This is a genomic window from Flavobacterium psychrotrophum (assembly GCF_003403075.1).
Classification (GTDB): Bacteria; Bacteroidota; Bacteroidia; order Flavobacteriales; family Flavobacteriaceae; genus Flavobacterium; species Flavobacterium psychrotrophum.
The window spans coordinates 4,723,264-4,741,406 of sequence record NZ_CP031557.1; the positions used below are offsets into that span (position 1 = coordinate 4,723,264).

The 18,143-nt window shown below is 40.1% G+C and carries 17 protein-coding genes; 8 read left to right on the top strand and 9 right to left on the bottom strand.

The features are described 5' to 3' along the window. Positions 1-135: 135 nt before the first annotated feature. The 5 genes from DYH63_RS20605 (at position 136) to DYH63_RS20625 (ending at position 2,975) form a co-directional block, all read left to right on the top strand. Positions 136-1,065, top strand: a complete 930-nt coding sequence (locus tag DYH63_RS20605; RefSeq protein ID WP_116790592.1) for a pseudouridine synthase — start codon at positions 136-138, stop codon at positions 1,063-1,065. Continuing rightward, positions 1,065-1,427, top strand: coding sequence for a nuclear transport factor 2 family protein (locus DYH63_RS20610; RefSeq protein ID WP_116790593.1), 363 nt, complete (start codon positions 1,065-1,067; stop codon positions 1,425-1,427). Before DYH63_RS20605 ends, DYH63_RS20610 begins: the two co-directional genes overlap by 1 nt. Positions 1,428-1,601: 174 nt before the next feature. After that, positions 1,602-1,934 (top strand): ArsR/SmtB family transcription factor, encoded by a 333-nt coding sequence (locus tag DYH63_RS20615; RefSeq protein WP_116790594.1) that lies wholly within the window; start codon positions 1,602-1,604, stop codon positions 1,932-1,934. 10 nt (positions 1,935-1,944) lie between these two features. After that, positions 1,945-2,415 (top strand): DUF6428 family protein, encoded by a 471-nt coding sequence (locus tag DYH63_RS20620; protein WP_116790595.1) that lies wholly within the window; start codon positions 1,945-1,947, stop codon positions 2,413-2,415. A 134-nt stretch (positions 2,416-2,549) separates the two neighbouring features. Continuing rightward, entirely contained in the window at positions 2,550-2,975 is a 426-nt protein-coding gene (locus DYH63_RS20625) for an arsenate reductase ArsC (protein ID WP_116790596.1), read from the top strand. A 45-nt stretch (positions 2,976-3,020) separates the two neighbouring features. Here DYH63_RS20625 and DYH63_RS20630 read toward each other — a convergent pair whose 3' ends face one another. Then, positions 3,021-5,198: a M3 family metallopeptidase gene (locus tag DYH63_RS20630; protein WP_116790597.1), complete on the bottom strand. Its 2,178-nt coding sequence runs from the start codon at positions 5,196-5,198 to the stop codon at positions 3,021-3,023. A gap of 172 nt (positions 5,199-5,370) precedes the next feature. Here DYH63_RS20630 and DYH63_RS20635 point away from each other — a divergent pair, with 172 nt between their 5' ends. Then, the gene (locus DYH63_RS20635) at positions 5,371-8,223 is read left to right on the top strand and encodes an AsmA family protein (protein WP_116790598.1); all 2,853 of its coding nucleotides are present in this window, start codon (positions 5,371-5,373) and stop codon (positions 8,221-8,223) included. A gap of 83 nt (positions 8,224-8,306) precedes the next feature. On the opposite strand, the gene DYH63_RS20640 is transcribed toward DYH63_RS20635, so the two are convergent. The 4 genes from DYH63_RS20640 to DYH63_RS20655 all read right to left on the bottom strand — a co-directional run bounded on the left by DYH63_RS20640 (position 8,307) and on the right by DYH63_RS20655 (position 10,830). Further along, positions 8,307-8,747, bottom strand: a complete 441-nt coding sequence (locus tag DYH63_RS20640) for a carboxymuconolactone decarboxylase family protein (protein WP_116790599.1) — start codon at positions 8,745-8,747, stop codon at positions 8,307-8,309. After that, a complete protein-coding gene (locus tag DYH63_RS20645; protein ID WP_116790600.1) occupies positions 8,731-9,177 on the bottom strand; it encodes a DoxX family protein in 447 nt (148 codons plus the stop codon). The genes DYH63_RS20640 and DYH63_RS20645 overlap by 17 nt, the downstream gene beginning before the upstream one ends. Before the next feature lie 67 nt (positions 9,178-9,244). After that, a complete protein-coding gene (locus DYH63_RS20650) occupies positions 9,245-9,820 on the bottom strand; it encodes a Crp/Fnr family transcriptional regulator (protein WP_116790601.1) in 576 nt (191 codons plus the stop codon). A 110-nt stretch (positions 9,821-9,930) separates the two neighbouring features. Then, on the bottom strand, positions 9,931-10,830 hold the full coding sequence (locus DYH63_RS20655) for a NifU family protein (RefSeq protein ID WP_116790602.1): 900 nt from the start codon (positions 10,828-10,830) through the stop codon (positions 9,931-9,933). Between the two features lie 482 nt (positions 10,831-11,312). On the opposite strand from DYH63_RS20655, the gene DYH63_RS20660 reads away from it, so the two are divergent. Together DYH63_RS20660 and DYH63_RS20665 are read left to right on the top strand one after the other, a co-directional pair. Further along, a complete protein-coding gene (locus DYH63_RS20660) occupies positions 11,313-12,314 on the top strand; it encodes a PorP/SprF family type IX secretion system membrane protein (protein WP_116790603.1) in 1,002 nt (333 codons plus the stop codon). A 68-nt stretch (positions 12,315-12,382) separates the two neighbouring features. Then, a complete protein-coding gene (locus tag DYH63_RS20665; protein WP_116790604.1) occupies positions 12,383-12,898 on the top strand; it encodes a gamma carbonic anhydrase family protein in 516 nt (171 codons plus the stop codon). A 9-nt stretch (positions 12,899-12,907) separates the two neighbouring features. Here the strand turns inward: DYH63_RS20665 and murI are convergent, their stop codons facing one another. The 4 genes from murI to DYH63_RS20685 all read right to left on the bottom strand — a co-directional run bounded on the left by murI (position 12,908) and on the right by DYH63_RS20685 (position 18,140). Next, positions 12,908-13,687 (bottom strand): glutamate racemase, encoded by a 780-nt coding sequence (murI, locus tag DYH63_RS20670; protein ID WP_116790605.1) that lies wholly within the window; start codon positions 13,685-13,687, stop codon positions 12,908-12,910. Between the two features lie 69 nt (positions 13,688-13,756). Beyond that, positions 13,757-14,266: an OmpH/Skp family outer membrane protein gene (locus DYH63_RS20675; RefSeq protein WP_116790606.1), complete on the bottom strand. Its 510-nt coding sequence runs from the start codon at positions 14,264-14,266 to the stop codon at positions 13,757-13,759. A gap of 43 nt (positions 14,267-14,309) precedes the next feature. Continuing rightward, complete coding sequence (locus DYH63_RS20680) at positions 14,310-15,473, bottom strand: OmpH/Skp family outer membrane protein (RefSeq protein WP_116790607.1); 1,164 nt, start codon at positions 15,471-15,473, stop codon at positions 14,310-14,312. 42 nt (positions 15,474-15,515) lie between these two features. Then, the gene (locus tag DYH63_RS20685) at positions 15,516-18,140 is read right to left on the bottom strand and encodes a BamA/OMP85 family outer membrane protein (RefSeq protein WP_116790608.1); all 2,625 of its coding nucleotides are present in this window, start codon (positions 18,138-18,140) and stop codon (positions 15,516-15,518) included. Positions 18,141-18,143: the final 3 nt, after the last annotated feature.

Here is an 18,143-nt window from a genome sequence, read left to right on the forward strand (position 1 = left end):
TAGATTGCCGGATGATATAACTCTTGATTATGGGGGTGCACCCGCAACAGCTGAAAACCTGTCGCTTTGTTACTTTGAAACTCTGTTACTTTGCGACTTAAAAAAACCTATCTTTGCAAAAAATAGTTGACAGCAATGAACAGTAACAGGCGTGGCGGCACACCCGGCAGGGGCGGAAGCGACAGAAAAAAAAGCAGTGGGCCATCTAAGCCTCTAAATAAATCGTCTAAACCTTTTGAACGCAAAAAAGAAGACAGCCGTGAGGGTGAAAAGCCTGAGCGCAAAGCTGCCTTTATAAAGGGTAAAGGGCCTAAGCCTTTTGAGCCGAAACCTGCACCAAAAGTGCCTTTAGAAAAAGACGAGCTTCGCCTTAATAAATATATATCTAACTCAGGTATGTGCAGCCGAAGGGATGCAGATATTTACATACAAAGTGGTAATGTAAAAGTAAACGGCCAGGTAATTACAGAAATGGGTTACAAGGTAAAACTTACCGATCTGGTAGATTTTGACGGTGTACGCATTACCCCTGAGAAGAAAGAATATGTGTTGCTTAACAAGCCTAAAAGCTTTACTACATACAGCGAAGGCGACAAAGTTCAGCGCAATGTGTCTGAGCTTATAAAAGGTGCCAGTAAAGCAGTATTACAGCCGGTAGGGCGTATGGATATGAACACCACAGGGCTGTTGATATTTACTAACGATGCTGAGTTTATACGTAAGTTTGCACAGCCAAACCAGAAATCGTTTAAAATATACCAGGTAACATTAGATAAAAATCTTAAGTTTGAAGACCTTGAGAGCCTTAGCCAGGGGGTAACACTTGATGGTCACCGCTTGTTTATAGATGAAATAAGCTATATAGACGGCCAGCCAAAAACGGAGATAGGCATTAAACTGCGTACGCCAAATACAAAGGTGGTTCGTGCTATTTTTGAAAGCTATAAGTATGATGTGCTTAAAATAGACCGTGTGTCTTTTGCCGGCCTTACTAAAAAGAACCTGCCGCGCGGTAATTACCGCCACCTTACAGAGCAGGAAGTTATTAACCTTAAGAACCAGTAATGGATCCTATAGCTTTACAGCATATTGCCTTTAGGTGGATAGAAGCATTTAACGCGCGCGAACTTGAGCGCCTGTTAGATCTATATGCAGACGATGCCCAGCATTACAGCCCTAAGCTTAAAGTGCACCAGCCGGAAACAAACGGACTTGTAAAAGGCCGTGATGCCCTGAGACAGTGGTGGAGGGGTGCTTATGAAAGGTTACCTTCATTATATTATAAACCGGGTACTTTTACTGCAAATGGCGACCGTGTATTTATAGAATACACACGCCAGGTAGACGGCGAACCCGATATGCTTATTGCAGAAGTGTTTGATGTAAAAGACGGAAAGATCGTTTTTTCAAGAGTATACCACGGGTAGTAACAAGAGTGAAAGCTTTTAAAGTCGTCAGATTAAAAGATGATAGGCTAAATATAAAAAAAACCGTTGTGTTAGCAACGGTTTTTTTTATGGTGTAAAGTTATTGTGAAATTTTTCTATATCGCATTTTGTATTTTTTTTTATTGTAATATTGCGATATACAAATATAAAGATATGGGAATTACAAAAACGGCAGGATTTACAAAGACACAAAACAGTATAGCAACCATGGCTAAGGCGCTTGGGCATCCTGCGCGGGTGGCTATAATTGAGTTTTTGCTAAATACACCTGGCTGTATATGTGGCGATATTGTAAATGAATTGCCTCTTGCGCAGCCTACTGTATCACAACATCTTAAGGAGCTCAAAAATGCAGGGCTTATAAAAGGTACTATAGAAGGCACTGCTATTTGCTACTGTATTGATGAAAATGCCATAACAGTGCTACAGCAGTATTTTGGAGTTATGGCTGGTACATTAGAACAAAAAAATAACAACTGTTGCTAAACACATACACATGAAATTATCAGAATTAAAAGAACTATTGCCGGGGCTTACATCTTTAAAATTTAGTCTTAAAAATGGTGCTGACATACCAGCTCATTTTCATATTACAGAAGTTGGTAAAATAAGTAGGGAATTCATAGATTGCGGCGGAACTATTCGTAACGAATATACTGTAAATCTGCAATTATGGAATGCAGATGATACAGATCATAGGCTGGAAGCTGGAAAGTTGCTAAATATTATAAAACTATCCGAAGAAAAGCTGGGTATTATTGATGGTGTTATAGAAATAGAGTACCAAGGAGCTACAATTGGCAAATATGGGCTTGATTTTAATGATGGAGCATTTTTGCTAGTGCCTACATATACCGCCTGCCTGGCGGAGGATGTCTGTGGTATTCCTGAATCAAAACCCAAAGTAAAGATGAGCGAACTCCAAAAAGAATCTTCATGCTGTGCGCCAAATTCAAGTTGCTGCTAAGTGGATGCAGGGGCAAGAAAATCGCGTTACCGTAAAATTGTTGTCATTACAGTTTCAGTAATTGTGCTTCAACTTATATTCGGGTTTGACCCAAAGTTTTGTATCATTAATATTATATGGCTTTTTGTTTGATTATGGATAAGAAAAATATTTTAGTGCTTTGTACAGGTAACAGCTGCCGAAGCCAAATTGCGGAAGGGTATCTTAAATTTTTTATCGGTACTAAGGCTAATGTGTATAGTGCAGGAATAGAAACACACGGTGTTAACCCTAAAGCTATAAGTATTATGGCAGAAGACGGTATTGATTTGCAATCTCACACCAGTAATAATTTTGATGAGTACCTGGGCATTTCTTTTGATTATGTAATTACAGTTTGTGATAATGCTAATGAACGCTGCCCATTTTTTCCTACTAAGGCAATTAAGATGCATTATAATTTTCCTGACCCAGCAAAGGCAACGGGTACAGAGGAAGAGGTATCAGAAGAATTCAGGAAGGTACGCACTATGATTAAAAGCTATGTAGAGAGCTTTGTTCATGAAAATTTTACCGCATAGAATATAAAAAATGCCCGAAGCAATTCGGGCATTTTTGTTGTATGACTATTTCTTAATCGTTGCTTTTCCTTTTTTAACAGAGTCGGTTGGTTTGGTAATGGCATCAAGCCCGCGTTTTTTAAGCAGTGCTTTTGTAGACGGATCTGCCCTGCGAAATGATTTATACATCGTAGCCGGATCTCCGGTGCCACCACGCTCCAGTATCTTTGTCCTAAAACCCGCTGCAAGCTGCCTGTTGAACAAAGATGTTTCTTTAAAAGCTTCAAAAGCATCAGTATCCAATACACCACTCCATATATAACTGTAATAGCCTGCGCTATAGCCGCCGCTAAAAATATGGTTGTAATAGGTACTGCGATAGCGTGGTATAATGCTGCTTATAAGCCCTATTTTCTTCATAGAGGCTTCTTCAAATGGTACAATGTTTTGTGTAATGGCTTCTGTACGGTTATGGTAATCCATGTCCAGGTAGGCAGCGGCAAGATATTCTACGGTAGCAAACCCCTGGTCAAAAGTGCCTGCCTGCTGCATTTTCTCAATCAGTTCAGCAGGAATAACAGCCCCTGTTTTATAATGTTTTGCGTATAGGGTAAGTACTTCCGGGTCAGACGCCCAGTTTTCCATAATTTGCGATGGCAGTTCTACAAAATCGGTAGGAACGCTGGTTCCTGCAAGGCTTTCATAGGTTACATTACTTAATAAGCCATGTAACGCGTGGCCAAATTCATGAAAAAATGTACTGGCTTCATCAAATGTAAGCAACGATGGTATGGTGGCTGTAGGCTTTGTAAAATTACATACGATAGAGATAATAGGGGTAATGCGTTTACCATCAACAGTGCGCTGCTTGCGGAAGCTTGTCATCCATGCGCCGCCTTTTTTGCCCGCACGCGGAAAGAAGTCCATATATAATAATCCGAGTAATTTGCCGTCATTATCGGCAACCTCCCATGTCGTAACATCTTTATGATATACAGGTGCATCTTTAACCTGTTTAAACTTTAATCCGTAAAGCCTGTCGCATACTAAAAATATTCCATCACGCACGCCGTCAAGGCTAAAATAAGGTTTTAGTTCCTGCTCGTCAAGGCTGTAGCGTTGCTGACGTATTTTTTCGGTATAGTAACGCCAGTCGTAGGGTTGTACCTCTTCCTTAATCGTGTCGGCAAGCATCAGGGCCTCAATGTCGGCAGCCTCTTCTTTGGCTTTGGCCAATGCCGGAGACCATACTTCATCCATCAGTTTGTACACATTTTCGGGCGTTTTAGCCATACGCTCGTCCAGCACATAGTGTGCATGGGTTTTGTAGCCCAATATCTGTGCGCGTTCCATGCGCAGGTTTGCTAACTGAACAATATTAATGCGGTTGTCTTTTGCATTACCGTTGTTGCCGCGGTTTTGGTAGGCTTCCCATATCTTTTTCCTGAGCTTGCGGTTATCTGCATATTGCAGAAACGGCATTACGCTGGCATTTTGCAGTGTAAAAATCCACTGACCTTCTTTTTCCCTGGCTTTAGCTTCCTCTGCAGCGGCCGCAACAATACTTTCGGGTAATCCGGCAAGGTCGTCTTTGTTATCTATTACAAGTTGAAAATCATTGGTTTCTGCCAGTACGTTATCGCCAAACTTAAGCGATATTACCGCCAGCTCTCCGTTTATCTTGCGCAGGCGCTCCTTTTTATCTTCGGGGAGCCCGGCTCCATTGCGCACAAAGGCTTTGTATTTACGCTCCAGCAATTTTGCATCTTCATTATTCAGCTTCAGGTCAATTTGTTTGTCCCAAACCTGTTTTACGCGTGCAAACAGCTTTTCGTTCATATATATATTGTCGTAGTGCCTTGTTATTTCGGGCGCTATATCCTGGGCTACCAGTTGCAGTTGCTCATTTGTTTCGGCGCTGTTCAGGTTATTGAATACGGTATAAATACGGTTTAGTAACATGCCGCTGTCTTCAAATGCTACTATGGTATTTTTAAAATCGGGCAGGGCATGGCTGTTTGCTATAGCATCTATCTCGCCCTGGTGTATGCGCATGGCCTCTTGTAAGGCCGGCTTAAAGTGGTCGTTTTTAATAACGTTAAACGGTGGAGCTCCATAAGGGGTATCCCAGGTAGCCAGCAACGGGTTTTCGTCGCCTATGGTACCTGCCTTATTTTCCTGGTGGCAAGACATAAGTGTAGTGGTTAATGTTAGTATTAGTAAGTTTCTTACTGTTTTTATCATAGTAGTAAAGTTAACCTTTATAATGCGGGGGCACAAATAAAGTGTTGATATCGTAATCCTTTAGCTGCAAATTACGGTTTATAAACGTCTTAAAGTATTAAGGCGGCGTTAAATAAGGCAGGGCTTTAACAGGAAAAAACTAACTTTATTATACACTTATAATACACACCTTATGAAATTCAACGCAAAAAAAATTGCCATAACCTTCTTTAAGTGGACCGGTATTTTTATCGCGTTCATTTTACTGATGCTCTTTCTTATACCGCTGCTTTTTCCGGGGAAGATTGAGTCTGAAGTAAAAAAACTGGCTAACGAGCGCCTCTCCGGAGAACTTAATTTTAAGAATACCAAGCTGTCGTTCTTTACGCACTTTCCGTCGCTTACGGTTTCGCTAGACGATATCTCGCTTACGGGGTCAGCACCTTTTGCAAACGATACATTATTAAAAGCAGACCAGGTGGCATTTGGCATTAACCTGAAGCACCTTATTTTTGATAAAGAGGTAAAGGTAGATGAGCTGTATTTAAGCGAGGGGCTTATAAATGTAAAGGTAAACCAAAAAGGACAGGCTAATTATAACGTATATATAAACCCCAATAAAGATAAAGACGAGCCTAAAAAGCCCGATGAGCCTGAAGAGGGTACGGCTATACAGCTGGACCGTATAGACCTGCGTAACTGCCATATGATCTATAACGACCATTCGGCAAAAATACTTATTGATGCCTATGGATTTAATTACCTGGGCAAAGGCGGGTTGAGTAAAGATGTATTTGACCTTGAAACTAATGCCGATATTGATTCGCTCGATTTTTATTACGACCGTTTCCCATACCTAAAGCGTAAAGAGGTGCATGCCGATCTTGTAACCCGTGTTAATACCAATGCATTATCTTTTATCCTTGAAAAAAATGAGCTTCGTGTAAACGAGCTTCCGGTAGAGTTTACAGGGTTTTTTACCATATTTAAAGATGGTTATAACATAGGCATTGATGCCGCCAGTAAAAAGACTACGCTTAAGGATATTTTTAGCATACTGCCGCCATCTTACCTTTCGTGGATGGAAGATACCAGGATAAAAGGCCGTGCCGATTTGCTTTTTACCTTTAAGGGCAGGTACAACGCCTCTAAAGGCCAAAAGCCTACTATGGGTATTAACCTTAAGGTGCGCGATGGTTTTGTGCAAAACAATAAAGCTCCGGCAGCACTGGAAGATTTTCAGATGTATCTGGATGCTAAGTTGCCTGCATTAGATATGAACCGCCTGGCTGTAAACCTTAAGACGCTCGATTTTAAGGTAGGCGACAAGGGGTTTTTTAAAGCCAGCCTCAATACAAACGGTTTTGATATTATGAAAGTAAAAGCCGATATAAAAGGTGCGCTTGATCTTGCCGATGTAGATGCCGCATTAGGCTTACCTAATATAGACCTTAAGGGTATGCTGAAAACCGATATTGTAGCAAACGGTGTTTATGATGCTAAGAAGAAACTGTTTCCTAAAACAAAAGGCGATATCATATTGCGCAACGGTTGGCTTAAAACCAGTTTTTATCCAAATCCTATTAAGGATATTACTTTTGTAGCCAGCGTTACTAATGCCACCGGTACTTATGATGATCTTAAAGTGTCGGTTACACCTGCATCGTTTGTGTTTGAGGGTAATCCGGTTTATGTAAACGCTACTGTGAGTGATTTTAACGATATGTATTATAAAGCCCGTATTAAAGGCGAGCTCAATGTAGGGCGCATATACAAAGTGTTTGCACAAAAAGGACTGGATGTTACCGGATATGCCAAGGCCGACCTTCGCCTTAATGGCCGACAGAGCTATGCCACAACAGGGCAATACAGCAAGCTGGACAATACCGGAACCATATTGCTTAAAAATATAAAGACGACCAGTGAGCTGTTCCCTAAAGCGTTCTTTATTAACGAAGGCCACTTTAGGTTTGAAAACGAAAAAATGTGGTTTGATAAGTTTAAGGCGCACTATGGCAAATCAGATTTTGCGCTCAACGGGCACCTGCTAAACACCATTAATTATTTTTTAGAAAGTAACGGTACGCTACACGGCGAGTTTAACCTTAAGTCGGCACTGATAGATGTAGACGAGTTTATGGCGCTGAAAGAAGGCGAAAACAAGGACAGAAAAACAGCTGTTGCGTATGCTAAAGAAGAAAATCCTAAAATGAGTGGGGTAGTGGTGTTGCCTACAAACCTTGATGTGTTTTTAATAGCCAATGCTAATAAAGTATCTTATAACGGGCTTGTACTGGATAACCTTATAGGCAAAGCCGGAATAAGCAAAGGGCAATTGTTCCTGGAAAATACGACTTTTAATATAATAGGCTGCACGGTAGGTATTGATGCCAGGTATGATGATGAATCGCCGCTTACTGCAAATTTTGATGCACATTTTCGTGCGAAAGATTTTAGTGTGCAACGTGCTTATAAAGAAATACCTATGTTTCATGACATGGTAACTGCCGCAGAAAAAGCACAGGGCATCATTTCTATCGACTATAAAATTAAGGGCGACCTTAATGGCAATATGGGGCCTATTTATGAATCGCTTGAAGGCGGAGGTACTGTATCGCTTCGTGATGTAAAGGTAAGCGGACTCAAAATGTTTGGCAGTATTAGCAGCAAAACAGGGCAGGACGGCCTGGATAACCCGCATATGAAAGATATAGTGGTTAAAACTACCATTGATAACAACCTTGTGCGCATTGATGATTTTACGTTTAAAGTCGCCGGTTTCCGCCCTAGTATAAAAGGAACTACAAGTTTTGATGGGCTTTTAGATTTAAGAATACGCCTTGGGTTGCCTCCAGGGGGAATAATAGGTATACCTATAGTAGTAGTGGGAACCCACAGCGACCCCAAGATAAAAGTATTTAGTAAAACAGGACAAAGAATTAATGGTTCTGTTTATAATGAAAAGACCAATACTGTTATAAAAGAAGAGAAAAAGGAAACACCTTTAGAAAAGAAAAAACGGGAACAGAAGGAGAAGAAAAATTAGTGTTCAGTATTCAGTTAGCAGTTGATGCTGTGTACTGAACACTGAACACTGAACACTGAACACAATGTACTTACTACTCTAACTTACACACCCGGTACAGGCATTTCTGTGCTTATGGCAATGCGGTTCCATGCGTTTATGGTTACAGCTGCCATAATAATGTTGGCTATGTATTCTTCAGTAAAATACTCTAATGCCTTTTTGTAGGTCGTTTCGGTAAGCCCCTGGTTGTGTATCAGTGCAATCTCTTCGGCTATTGCTAAAACTACTTTTTCTTCTTCAGTAAAAAGCCCTGATTCTTTCCATGCGTTTAGTAAAAAGATACGCTGTGCAGTCTCTCCATATTTAAGGGCGTCTTTAGTGTGCATGTCTAAACAAAAGGCACAGCCGTTTATTTGAGATGTTCTTATTTTAAGGAGTTCTTTGTGTGTTTTAGACAATCCGCTCTCTACAGTTACAGATAATGCGTACATGGCTTTCCATGCGTTTGGTGTGGTTTCTGCGATTTTAACTCTTGTGCTCATGATGTTGATTTTTAAATAAATTATCTATTGAAAAGAAATTGTTGTTTACTGTTGAAAGAAGAAACCCTGCTGCACTTCCTACCCATACCGAATAATCAAGTGTGGCTTTAATACCTACAGAAAGTGCCATTGAGATTGCAAAACCCAGCAGGAGAAATCCGGTACCGGTGGCTGTAAAACGTGTTTTATAGCCAGCTATTAATAAAGTGCCAAAAGCAATTTCTAACAGCGTTGCAGTAACTGCCGCAGTTTGGGTTAAAGCATCAGGAAGGTAAAAAGTAAGGGTATGTGTGTAAGCAACAAAGTTTTGCCAGTTACCCCAGTTGGCATTGCTACCCCAAAAACCAAAGCGGTCTGCTACGGCAGATAGCAGGGAGGTGCCCAGCGCGATGCGTAAAAATAGTGGGATATATTGATGTAGTGTTGTCATCTTATTGCCTGTTTTTTAATTACATGACAAAGTTCGGCAACAAGAAAGCTAAAAAACTTAAACTGGTTTAAGAAAGCATTTTTCGGCGCAATTCACTTAAATATTCCGGCGTAAAGCCAAGGAAAGAAGCAATAAGGTATTGGGGGATACGCTGGATGAAGTACGGATGCTTTTTACAAAAATGCAGGTACAATTCTTCTCTTGTGTAATCGTACAGGTATTTTATACGCATTTGCGATGCAGCGTAGGCACGCTGGTACACAAACCTAAAGTAACGTTCCATTTTTGGGTGCATAGTCAGTAATTCTTCCTGTGCAGCATGGCTTATCATCAAAATCTCAGAGCGTTCTACCGCCTGTATGCTAAACTCGCTTTGCAGCAGGTGTTCATAAGCTATATTATCGGTAATCCACCAGGTTTCAATAGCAAACTCAGTTGTGTGTTCCACACCTTTATCATTTATAAAAAACTTACGCAGGCAGCCTTCAAGCACAAAGTAATGATAATTGCATATCTGTCCTTTCTCCATTATGGTCTCTTTCTTTTTAAGATGGGCCTGAGTAAAGTAGGGCAGTACCTCCTGGAATTCTTCATCGCTAATTTCTATAAATTTCTCGAGGTGCTTTTTAAAAATGTGAGACATGGTTGGGTATTGGATAGTTGTGAGAATTAAAAATGCCACAAATTTTACTAATTTACACAAATTAAATTGTGCGGTAAGTAAAATTTGTGGCAAAGTAAAGTGGGTAGTGTTTAAGCGTTTATAGCTTCTACCTTAATATCATTGTCATTAAGCATATCTTTAAGCATATTCTCTATACCGCTCTTTAAGGTAAATGTACTGCTTGGGCAGCCACTGCACGCGCCCTGTAGTATAACCTTAACGCGCTTATCAGCCTCGTCATAACTTTCAAAGGCAATATTACCGCCATCGCCCTGTACGGCAGGCTTAACATACTCCTCTAAGATGTTAATGATGCGTTGCGATGTAGTATCCAGGCTATCAAAATAAGCTTCATCCTGCTTTTCGGCTTGTGGAGTTGCTTTTATAAGGCTCTCGTCTACTACCGTATTTCCTTCCTCAATAAACTTACGGATAAACTCACGCAGTTCCATAGTAATGTCCTGCCACTCTGCCATTGCATATTTAGTAACAGAGATATAGTTCTCGTCAATAAAAATCTCCTTAATAAAAGGCGATTTAAAAAGCTCGCGCGCTAGCGGAGAAGCCTCTGTCTCGTCAATGTTCTTAAACTCGGCCATGCTTTTTGTAAGGTTCTTGTTGCTTACAAACTTCATTACCGATGGGTTTGGGGTACTTTCTGCATAAATGGTAACGGGCACCTTCTTTTTAACATCGGTAGTTTCATTTAGAATGATGCCACCTTTGTTTACAAAGTCTTCAATTTGCTCTGCTACCTGCTCTTGTACATCTTCCCACTCTGCTATAGAGTATTTTTCAACAGCTACAAAATTGCCTGATATATATACGGTTTTTACAAACGGCAGGTAAAACAGTTGCTTGGCAAGCGGGCTTGTCGCAGTGTCATCTATATTTTTATATTCATAATTGCCTGTCTTGGCAATAAACTCGCTAAATTCAAATTTTATAATAGCGGCGTTTTGTGTCGGCCTGATGGTTACTTTTTCCATGTGTATTAAAATTTAGGCAAAATTACGACAAAAAATGATACTCTGCGGGTTACTTACCTATAGTATTGCGGGCTGTAATTTTAAGAAAACATTTGCAAAAAATGTTAAAATGGTTTTGTATGAGATTGTGCTGTAAAATATTAACAATAAAATGACATAAAATAAGTTATTGATAATACACTTTGATGATTGTTTATTGAGGTATTTCGCTAATTTTGCTGTCAATTTTGTGAGGATTAGTTAAAATAGATGCGTTATTGTAAAAACGGTGGTGCATATGCCATCATTTTTTCTAATAATATTTGGATATGGTAACCAACCTAACACAAAAATTTATATATTTGACCGCTATGGAAAATTACTGTAAAGTAAGCATGAAACGGAGGATAGCACCTGTAGTTATAATGTACTTATTTAACATTAATCGCCACACGGTCTAACTAATTAAAGAGCTCAATATCATTAAACGATCAATGGTCAACATGAATTTTAAAAAGGTTTATCTTATTTTTGGATTATTTTTAGCCCAAATGTCTTTCGCTCAGGAAGGTGTTGCGGTATATTCAGATTACCTGTCTGATAACTATTACCTAATACACCCGTCTATGGCAGGTGCCGCAAATTGTGCTAAGATTAGGGCTACCGCACGCCAGCAATGGTTTGGTCAGGATGATGCTCCACAACTTCAGACCATTAGCTTTAACACGGCTGTAGGAGAAAATTCTGGTGTGGGTGCTATAGTATTTAATGATAAGAACGGTTACCATTCTCAAACAGGAGCCAAACTTACCTATGCCCACCATATTAAATTTTCAAGAAGCGATTACGATTTAAATATGCTATCATTTGGTATGAGCGCAGGTCTTGTACAAAGCCGTCTTGATGAAACAGAATTCGATCCTGGATTTGACCCTATTATTGATGGTGGCATGAAACAAAAAGATTCTTATTTTAACGTAGATATAGGTGCATCATACCACTACCTTGATTTTTATGCACACTTTACTGCTAAGAACGTTATTAAAAGTAAAAGAAACCTTTATACAGATATAGAAAGTTCAAACCTTACTTCTTACCTGTTGACGGCAGGCTATGTATTTGGTCTTAATGATGATGTTTGGTCTCTTGAGCCGTCATTAATGTTCCAAAGCGTTAGTGAAACTAAAGAAAAAACAATCGATGTTAACCTTAAAGCATACCGTGAGTTAGATTTTGGTCGTGTTTGGGGTGGTCTTTCTTACAGAAGAAGCCTGGATGGTGCACAGTACCAGCTTACACCGGGATCTAGCGTTCAGGAACAATATATGCAATATATTACGCCAATTATTGGTGTAAACTATAAGAGCTTTATGTTCTCTTATACCTATTCTTATCTTACAGGAGATGTTAAGTTTGATAATAGTGGTTTCCACCAAATTACTATTGGTCTTAACCTTAACTGTAAACGCGATCGTTATGATTGCCACTGTCCTGCAGTTAATTAATTATAAAGTAATATTTTTAATTCCGTCCCGATATATGTATTTATTTCGGGACGTTTTTTTTTACAACTATGGCACTAATTAAAGAAGTTAGGGGTAAATATCCCCGAATACCCGATGATTGTTATATAGCAGAAAATGCTACCATTATAGGAGATGTAACGTTAGGGGCAGAGAATAGTATATGGTTTAATGCAGTTGTGCGCGGTGATGTGCATTATATTAAGACCGGTAACAAAGTAAATATACAAGATGGCGCAGTAATACACTGTACGTATCAAAAACATCCTACCCAGATAGGTAATAACGTTTCTATAGGGCACAATGCCATAGTGCATGGCTGTACCATTCATGATAATGTGCTTGTGGGTATGGGGGCAATTATTATGGATAACTGCGTAATAGAGAGTAACTGTATTATTGCTGCGGGTGCTGTAGTTACCCAAAACACACGTGTAGAAAGCGGTACCATATATGCCGGTGTACCTGCAAAAAAAGTAAAGGATATTAATGCCTCAGATTTTGCCGGAGAAATAGAGCGTATATCAAACAATTATGTAATGTATTCTTCCTGGCTAAAGGAGTAGGGCCATATTTTAAAAATCACGCTCTGCCACAGGATAATTACTTACTATAGACTGAAGTACTTCAGGATTAAAGTTTGTGTAAAAAGCCTGTGTGCTTTCATGGGGCAAAGTATTAAGAAGGTTGTGCTGTTTAAGTACAGCCTTTGTTCGTTTTGCAACGGCAGCGCCAGAGTCGACAATAGCGACTGTTTCAGGTAATATCTTTTTAATCTGCGGTACAAGGTAGGGGTAGTGGCTACAGCCCAATACAAGGTAGTCTATGTTAGCATCAATCATAGGTTGCAGGTATTCTTTAAGCAACTCCATAACTTCCGGAGAGTTTAGTTTACCATTTTCAATGAGCGATACAAGGTTGTAGCCCACTTGTTCTATCACATTTACATCTGTAAATCCGGCTACGGTTTTATTAAATAGCTCGCTGCTAAGCGTGCCTTTAGTAGCTAGTATGCCAATGGCGTTTGTTTTAGTATGTATGGCTGCAGGCTTAATAGCCGGTTCTATGCCTATAAATGGTATGTTGTATGCTTTGCGAAGTTCTGTTATGGCATTTGTTGTGGCGGTATTACAGGCTACTACAACCATTTTTGCCCCTTGTTCCAGGAGGTAATCTGTATTTTTAAAGCTAAGTTCTACAATCTCTTCTTTAGAGCGTTGACCATAAGGGGCATTCCTGCTGTCTGCAAGGTATATGGTATCTTCATTAGGCAGTAGGCTATGAATTTCTTTCCAGATTGATGTGCCACCTATGCCGGAATCGAACAAACCAATGGGTTGAAGGCTTTTTTCCATAACACAAATATAAAAAAAAACGGCCCATAAAAATGAGCCGTTTTGTATGATGTGTTACTAAGGTAATTCTTAGAAACCAAGTTCTTTTTTAACATCAGCAAGAAGGTCTGGTCCATCAGCAACAAGAAGGCCACTGCCTGTTGTAGCATCAAGTACATACTGGAAACCTTTAGCTTTAGCTACTTTTTGTATTGCTGCTTTAGCTTTTTCAAGAATTGGTTTGTAGATGGCTTCTTGTTTATCCTGAAGCTCTTTAGAAGCATTTTTTTGATATTCCTGGATTCTACCTTGCATATCCTGAACTTCTTTGCTACGCGTTTCGTTTACTGCATCTGTAACAGTTGAAGCTTCTTTTTCATACTGGCCTACTTTTTTCCTGAATTCCTCAACCATGGTATTGTATTGAGTATCGTAAGTTTTAGTAAGTTTTTCAAGCTGTGCATTTGCGGCTTTCATTTCAGGAGAAGCAGTCATTAGTTCACTTACATTAATGTGCGCTACTTTTGCCTGTGCAGAAGCAGCCTGGCTAAATCCTACGAAAAGTATTGCAGCGATTAACAAAGATTTCAATTGTTTCATCATTTAAGGTATTTATTATTAATTTTTGTTTTTAGTTTCTCTTTTAGTCATTTCCGTTTGCAGGTGTTCCCGGTGCGGGGTCATCGCCTGCAGGTGCGGCAGGAGCACTTGTATTCTTTTTTTCGTCCCTGGCTCTTTGAGCTGCATCACGCTTGTCCTGTGCTTCTTTTTTGCGCTGTTCTAATGCTGCGCTACGTGCAGCTTGTTTTTCTTCACGCTGCTCTTTTGCGGCCTGGGCTGCTGCATCACGTGCGGCCTTGGCTTCTTCTGCGGTTCTCTTGGCAGGTGTCTTTTTCTCAGCAGCATCTGTATCTTCGTTATCAGCCTTTGTTGCGGGTGCCGTTTTTTTATTGCTTTCAGCTGGAGCGTCATCATCACCTCCCGGGGTTGATGTATCTGCGTCTTTAGTATTGTCTTTTTTCTTTGCCGGTGGGGTAGTGCCATTTTTTTTGGCTTCAGCCGCAGCCTTACGGTCTTCGATCAGTTGGTTTCGCCTTTCCTGTGCTTCTGCCCTTTTAGCATCTCCGGCCGCTTTACGGTCGTCTATAGCTTTTTGCCTTGCCGCTTTTTTATCTTCAAGAGCCTTTTGCTTATCAACATAATCAGGGTCAGTTTTCATTTCCTCATCCTTTTCCTGCTCTTCAAGTTTTTTCGCTTCTTTGCTGGAAAGCTTTTGCTGCTTGGCGCTACGGGTAAGCCTCCTCACAATAAGGTCGCTAATATCGTGCTTATTAGCTGCAAATAGCATGGTAAGGTCACTTGACTTGTCAAAAACAAAATCTAATTTACGAGTAGCAGCAATATCCTGAACTATAGTAAATACCTGATCTTGTATTGGTTTTACCAGTACCGTTTTTTGGGTAATAAGGTCGCCCTTCGCACCAAATTTCTTATCCTGATAGTCTATTAGCTCTTTTTCAAGAACTGCAATCTCTTCTTCACGATCTTCTATAAGCTCTTTAGTAAGCAATGCCTTTTCGGCCTGAAGGCTTTCTTTAAGCTTGGTTATGTCGTTTCGCTTAACGTCCATTTCCTGTTTCCACTTGGCGGCGCGTTGCTCGAGCTGGTTTTTAGCCTCGGCAAAATCCGGCACTTTATCCAATATGTACTCCATGTCTATATAGGCTATCTTAAGCGCCTTGCTGCCCTGTGCAGTTGCTGTAAGCCCTGCAAAAACAGTAAACAGTAAAATAAAATATCTTTTCATAAGCTCTCGCATTTACATATTAGAAAATATCGTGCCAATTTTTTAGAACTGTTGTCCTATGATAAAGTGTGGTTCCCAGCCATTTGGTTTGCCACCAGGGCTAAGTGGGTCAAATCCGTACCCAAAGTCAATACCCAGTAGGCCAAACGCCGGCATAAATACCCTTAAGCCAAAACCTGCCGAACGTTTAATATCAAACGGCTGGTATTCTTTAAATGTTGCCCATGAGTTACCTGCTTCTGCAAAAGTAAGCAGGAATATTGATGCCTGTGGCTTTAGTGTTATAGGGTAACGTAACTCTAATGAAAATTTGTTATAAACGGTAGCACCTACCTGTACACCTGTTGTAGGGTCTACCGGAGAAAGCGACTGGTTAGGGTAACCCCTTTGCGCTATTACCTCGCGTCCATCAAGTGCATAGTTAGCCATACCATCTCCACCAAGGTAGAACCTTTCAAAAGGTACAAGCCCACGGTCTTTGTTGTAAGAACCCATATAACCAAATTCGGCCAATGAACGTAGTACAAGAGCATGTTCTGGAGAGCCATAAAGCTTGGTGTACCAGTCTCCTTTAAACTTAAATTTATAGTACTCCAGCCAGTTAAATTTCTTTTGGTCTATCTTAGACTTATCTGGTGCAGCTTCCTGCCATGATAAAGGAGGGTTTCCTACATTTCCATTTTCGTCAAGATAATTTCCTTGTGCATCCTGAGCTTTGTACTCCTGCAGGTTCTTAAGGTTTGCATAATCAACACCGTTTATCAAAGAATACGGGAACGTAGTCCTGAAACTTGCGGTAAATAACGAGCCATATATAGGGTAAACCGGGTTACGGCCCCTGTTGTCACGCGTTAATTCTATAGTATAAGCAAGGTTGCGTGATGAACCGTTACCAAAGGTAAATAATCCTGTGTTATAATTACTTAGGTTATAGTACTGGAATGTAAGCGAGTGCGAAAGCCTCATATAGAAATCGGGTTCGCTTAGACGCTTAGATACACCCATGGTTATAGATGATATCGTAAAACTCCTGCTGCGGTCTACATCCCTGCTGCTGTAATTATACAGGAACTGTTTACTGTGAGATAGTGATGAGAAGAACTGTATTGGTTTTTTACCTCCCAGCCATGGCTCTGTAAACGATAAGCTATATGTTTGGAAATAGGTACTACCCTGTAGCCTTAGCGACAGTTTTTGCCCGTCTCCCATAGGCAGTGGCGTGTAGGCACTCTTTTTAAAGATATTGCGTGCAGAGAAGTTATTGAATGATAAGCCTAGTGTACCAATAAAGCCACCACCGCCATAACCACCCTGTAGTTCTATCTGGCTCGATCCTTTTTCGGTAACATTCCATTCTACGTCTACCGTACCTGAAGAAGGGTCAGCGTTTTTAACGTCTGGACGAATGGTTTCTGCATCAAAAAAGCCCAGTGCACCAAGTTCGCGAATGGTACCTATTACATCTTCTTTGTTCCATTTTTGTCCCGGCCTTGTGCGAAGTTCCCTGTAAATAACTTTATCGTTTGTCTTGTCATTACCTACAACAGAAATTTTGTTGAAGTAAGCAATAGGGCCCTCTACAATACGTATTTCAAAGTCAATGGTGTCGTTTGCAGTTTTTACTTCTACTGCGTTTACGTTAGAGAACAGGTAACCGTTATTCTGATAAAGGTTCGTAATGTCGTCTGCATCAGGTTTAGGGTCTGCTATACGTTCTTGTAATAGTACACCATTATAAACATCGCCTTTTTTAATGCCAAGCTGATGGTTTAGCTGCTGATTGTTATATATAGTATTACCCAAAAACTTAATATCGCCAAAGTAGTATTTATGGCCTTCTTCAACCTGAAGGTCTATTGCTACACGGTTAGTTTTTGCATTGTATGTTACAGAGTCTTTTACGATACGGGCATCACGATAACCCTTTTCTTTATACTTTTTTATAACATTGTCTTTGTCTTCCTTGTATTTATCAGCAATGAATTTTGATGGTTTAAAAAGACGTAGCGGATTAGGGAATGCCTTTTCCTTAGTATTTTTCATCGCTTTTTTAAGCTTAGAATCGGTAAGTTTTTCATTACCTTCAAAGTTAATCTTGCTAATGCGTACTTTCTTGCCTTTATCAATATTAACTACCATTTTAACCGTACTTGTACTGTCCGGTATTACATTGATGGCCACTTTAGTATTGTAGTAGCCCTCTTTGCGGTATTTGTTTTCAATGTAGTTTTTAGTGTTTGTAAGAAGGTTTTCGTTTACATACTTACCTTTTTTAAGGTCGGTATCTTTAAGTAAGCCTTCTACTTTACCCTTTTTAACGCCCTGTATGCGTACATCGCTAAGCTTAGGTAGCTCATCAATAGCAAGTTCAAGGTAAATGCTGTCATTGCGCACTTCGCTAACATAAAAGTTAACGTCGCTAAAAAGCCCCAGTTTCCATAGCTTTTTAATAGCCGCACTTATTTCTTCGCCGGGTACATTAATGTACTGGCCTCTTTCAAGGCCTGTAAAAGTAACAACGGTTTGTTCGTTGTAGCTCATCTTTCCGGTTACAGAAATATCTGCCAGAATGTATTTGCCGGTTTGCAGCCTGTCAGTTTCCTGCGCCTGTGCTGTAGTGGCAAATAATGCAATTCCAAAAAATAAAGCAATGCCTTTTAAAAGCATCTT

What these genes read in the sequence shown, in the direction of transcription:
- DYH63_RS20645 (WP_116790600.1), bottom strand. Translation starts at nt 9,177, where the DNA reads ATGACAACACTACATCAATATATCCCACTATTTTTACGCATCGCGCTG.
- DYH63_RS20685 (WP_116790608.1), bottom strand. Translation starts at nt 18,140, where the DNA reads ATGCTTTTAAAAGGCATTGCTTTATTTTTTGGAATTGCATTATTTGCC.
- DYH63_RS20625 (WP_116790596.1), top strand. Translation starts at nt 2,550, where the DNA reads ATGGATAAGAAAAATATTTTAGTGCTTTGTACAGGTAACAGCTGCCGA.
- DYH63_RS20665 (WP_116790604.1), top strand. Translation starts at nt 12,383, where the DNA reads ATGGCACTAATTAAAGAAGTTAGGGGTAAATATCCCCGAATACCCGAT.
- murI (WP_116790605.1), bottom strand. Translation starts at nt 13,687, where the DNA reads ATGGAAAAAAGCCTTCAACCCATTGGTTTGTTCGATTCCGGCATAGGT.
- DYH63_RS20630 (WP_116790597.1), bottom strand. Translation starts at nt 5,198, where the DNA reads ATGATAAAAACAGTAAGAAACTTACTAATACTAACATTAACCACTACA.
- DYH63_RS20675 (WP_116790606.1), bottom strand. Translation starts at nt 14,266, where the DNA reads ATGAAACAATTGAAATCTTTGTTAATCGCTGCAATACTTTTCGTAGGA.
- DYH63_RS20680 (WP_116790607.1), bottom strand. Translation starts at nt 15,473, where the DNA reads ATGAAAAGATATTTTATTTTACTGTTTACTGTTTTTGCAGGGCTTACA.
- DYH63_RS20640 (WP_116790599.1), bottom strand. Translation starts at nt 8,747, where the DNA reads ATGAGCACAAGAGTTAAAATCGCAGAAACCACACCAAACGCATGGAAA.
- DYH63_RS20620 (WP_116790595.1), top strand. Translation starts at nt 1,945, where the DNA reads ATGAAATTATCAGAATTAAAAGAACTATTGCCGGGGCTTACATCTTTA.
- DYH63_RS20660 (WP_116790603.1), top strand. Translation starts at nt 11,313, where the DNA reads ATGAATTTTAAAAAGGTTTATCTTATTTTTGGATTATTTTTAGCCCAA.
- DYH63_RS20605 (WP_116790592.1), top strand. Translation starts at nt 136, where the DNA reads ATGAACAGTAACAGGCGTGGCGGCACACCCGGCAGGGGCGGAAGCGAC.
- DYH63_RS20615 (WP_116790594.1), top strand. Translation starts at nt 1,602, where the DNA reads ATGGGAATTACAAAAACGGCAGGATTTACAAAGACACAAAACAGTATA.
- DYH63_RS20650 (WP_116790601.1), bottom strand. Translation starts at nt 9,820, where the DNA reads ATGTCTCACATTTTTAAAAAGCACCTCGAGAAATTTATAGAAATTAGC.
- DYH63_RS20635 (WP_116790598.1), top strand. Translation starts at nt 5,371, where the DNA reads ATGAAATTCAACGCAAAAAAAATTGCCATAACCTTCTTTAAGTGGACC.
- DYH63_RS20610 (WP_116790593.1), top strand. Translation starts at nt 1,065, where the DNA reads ATGGATCCTATAGCTTTACAGCATATTGCCTTTAGGTGGATAGAAGCA.
- DYH63_RS20655 (WP_116790602.1), bottom strand. Translation starts at nt 10,830, where the DNA reads ATGGAAAAAGTAACCATCAGGCCGACACAAAACGCCGCTATTATAAAA.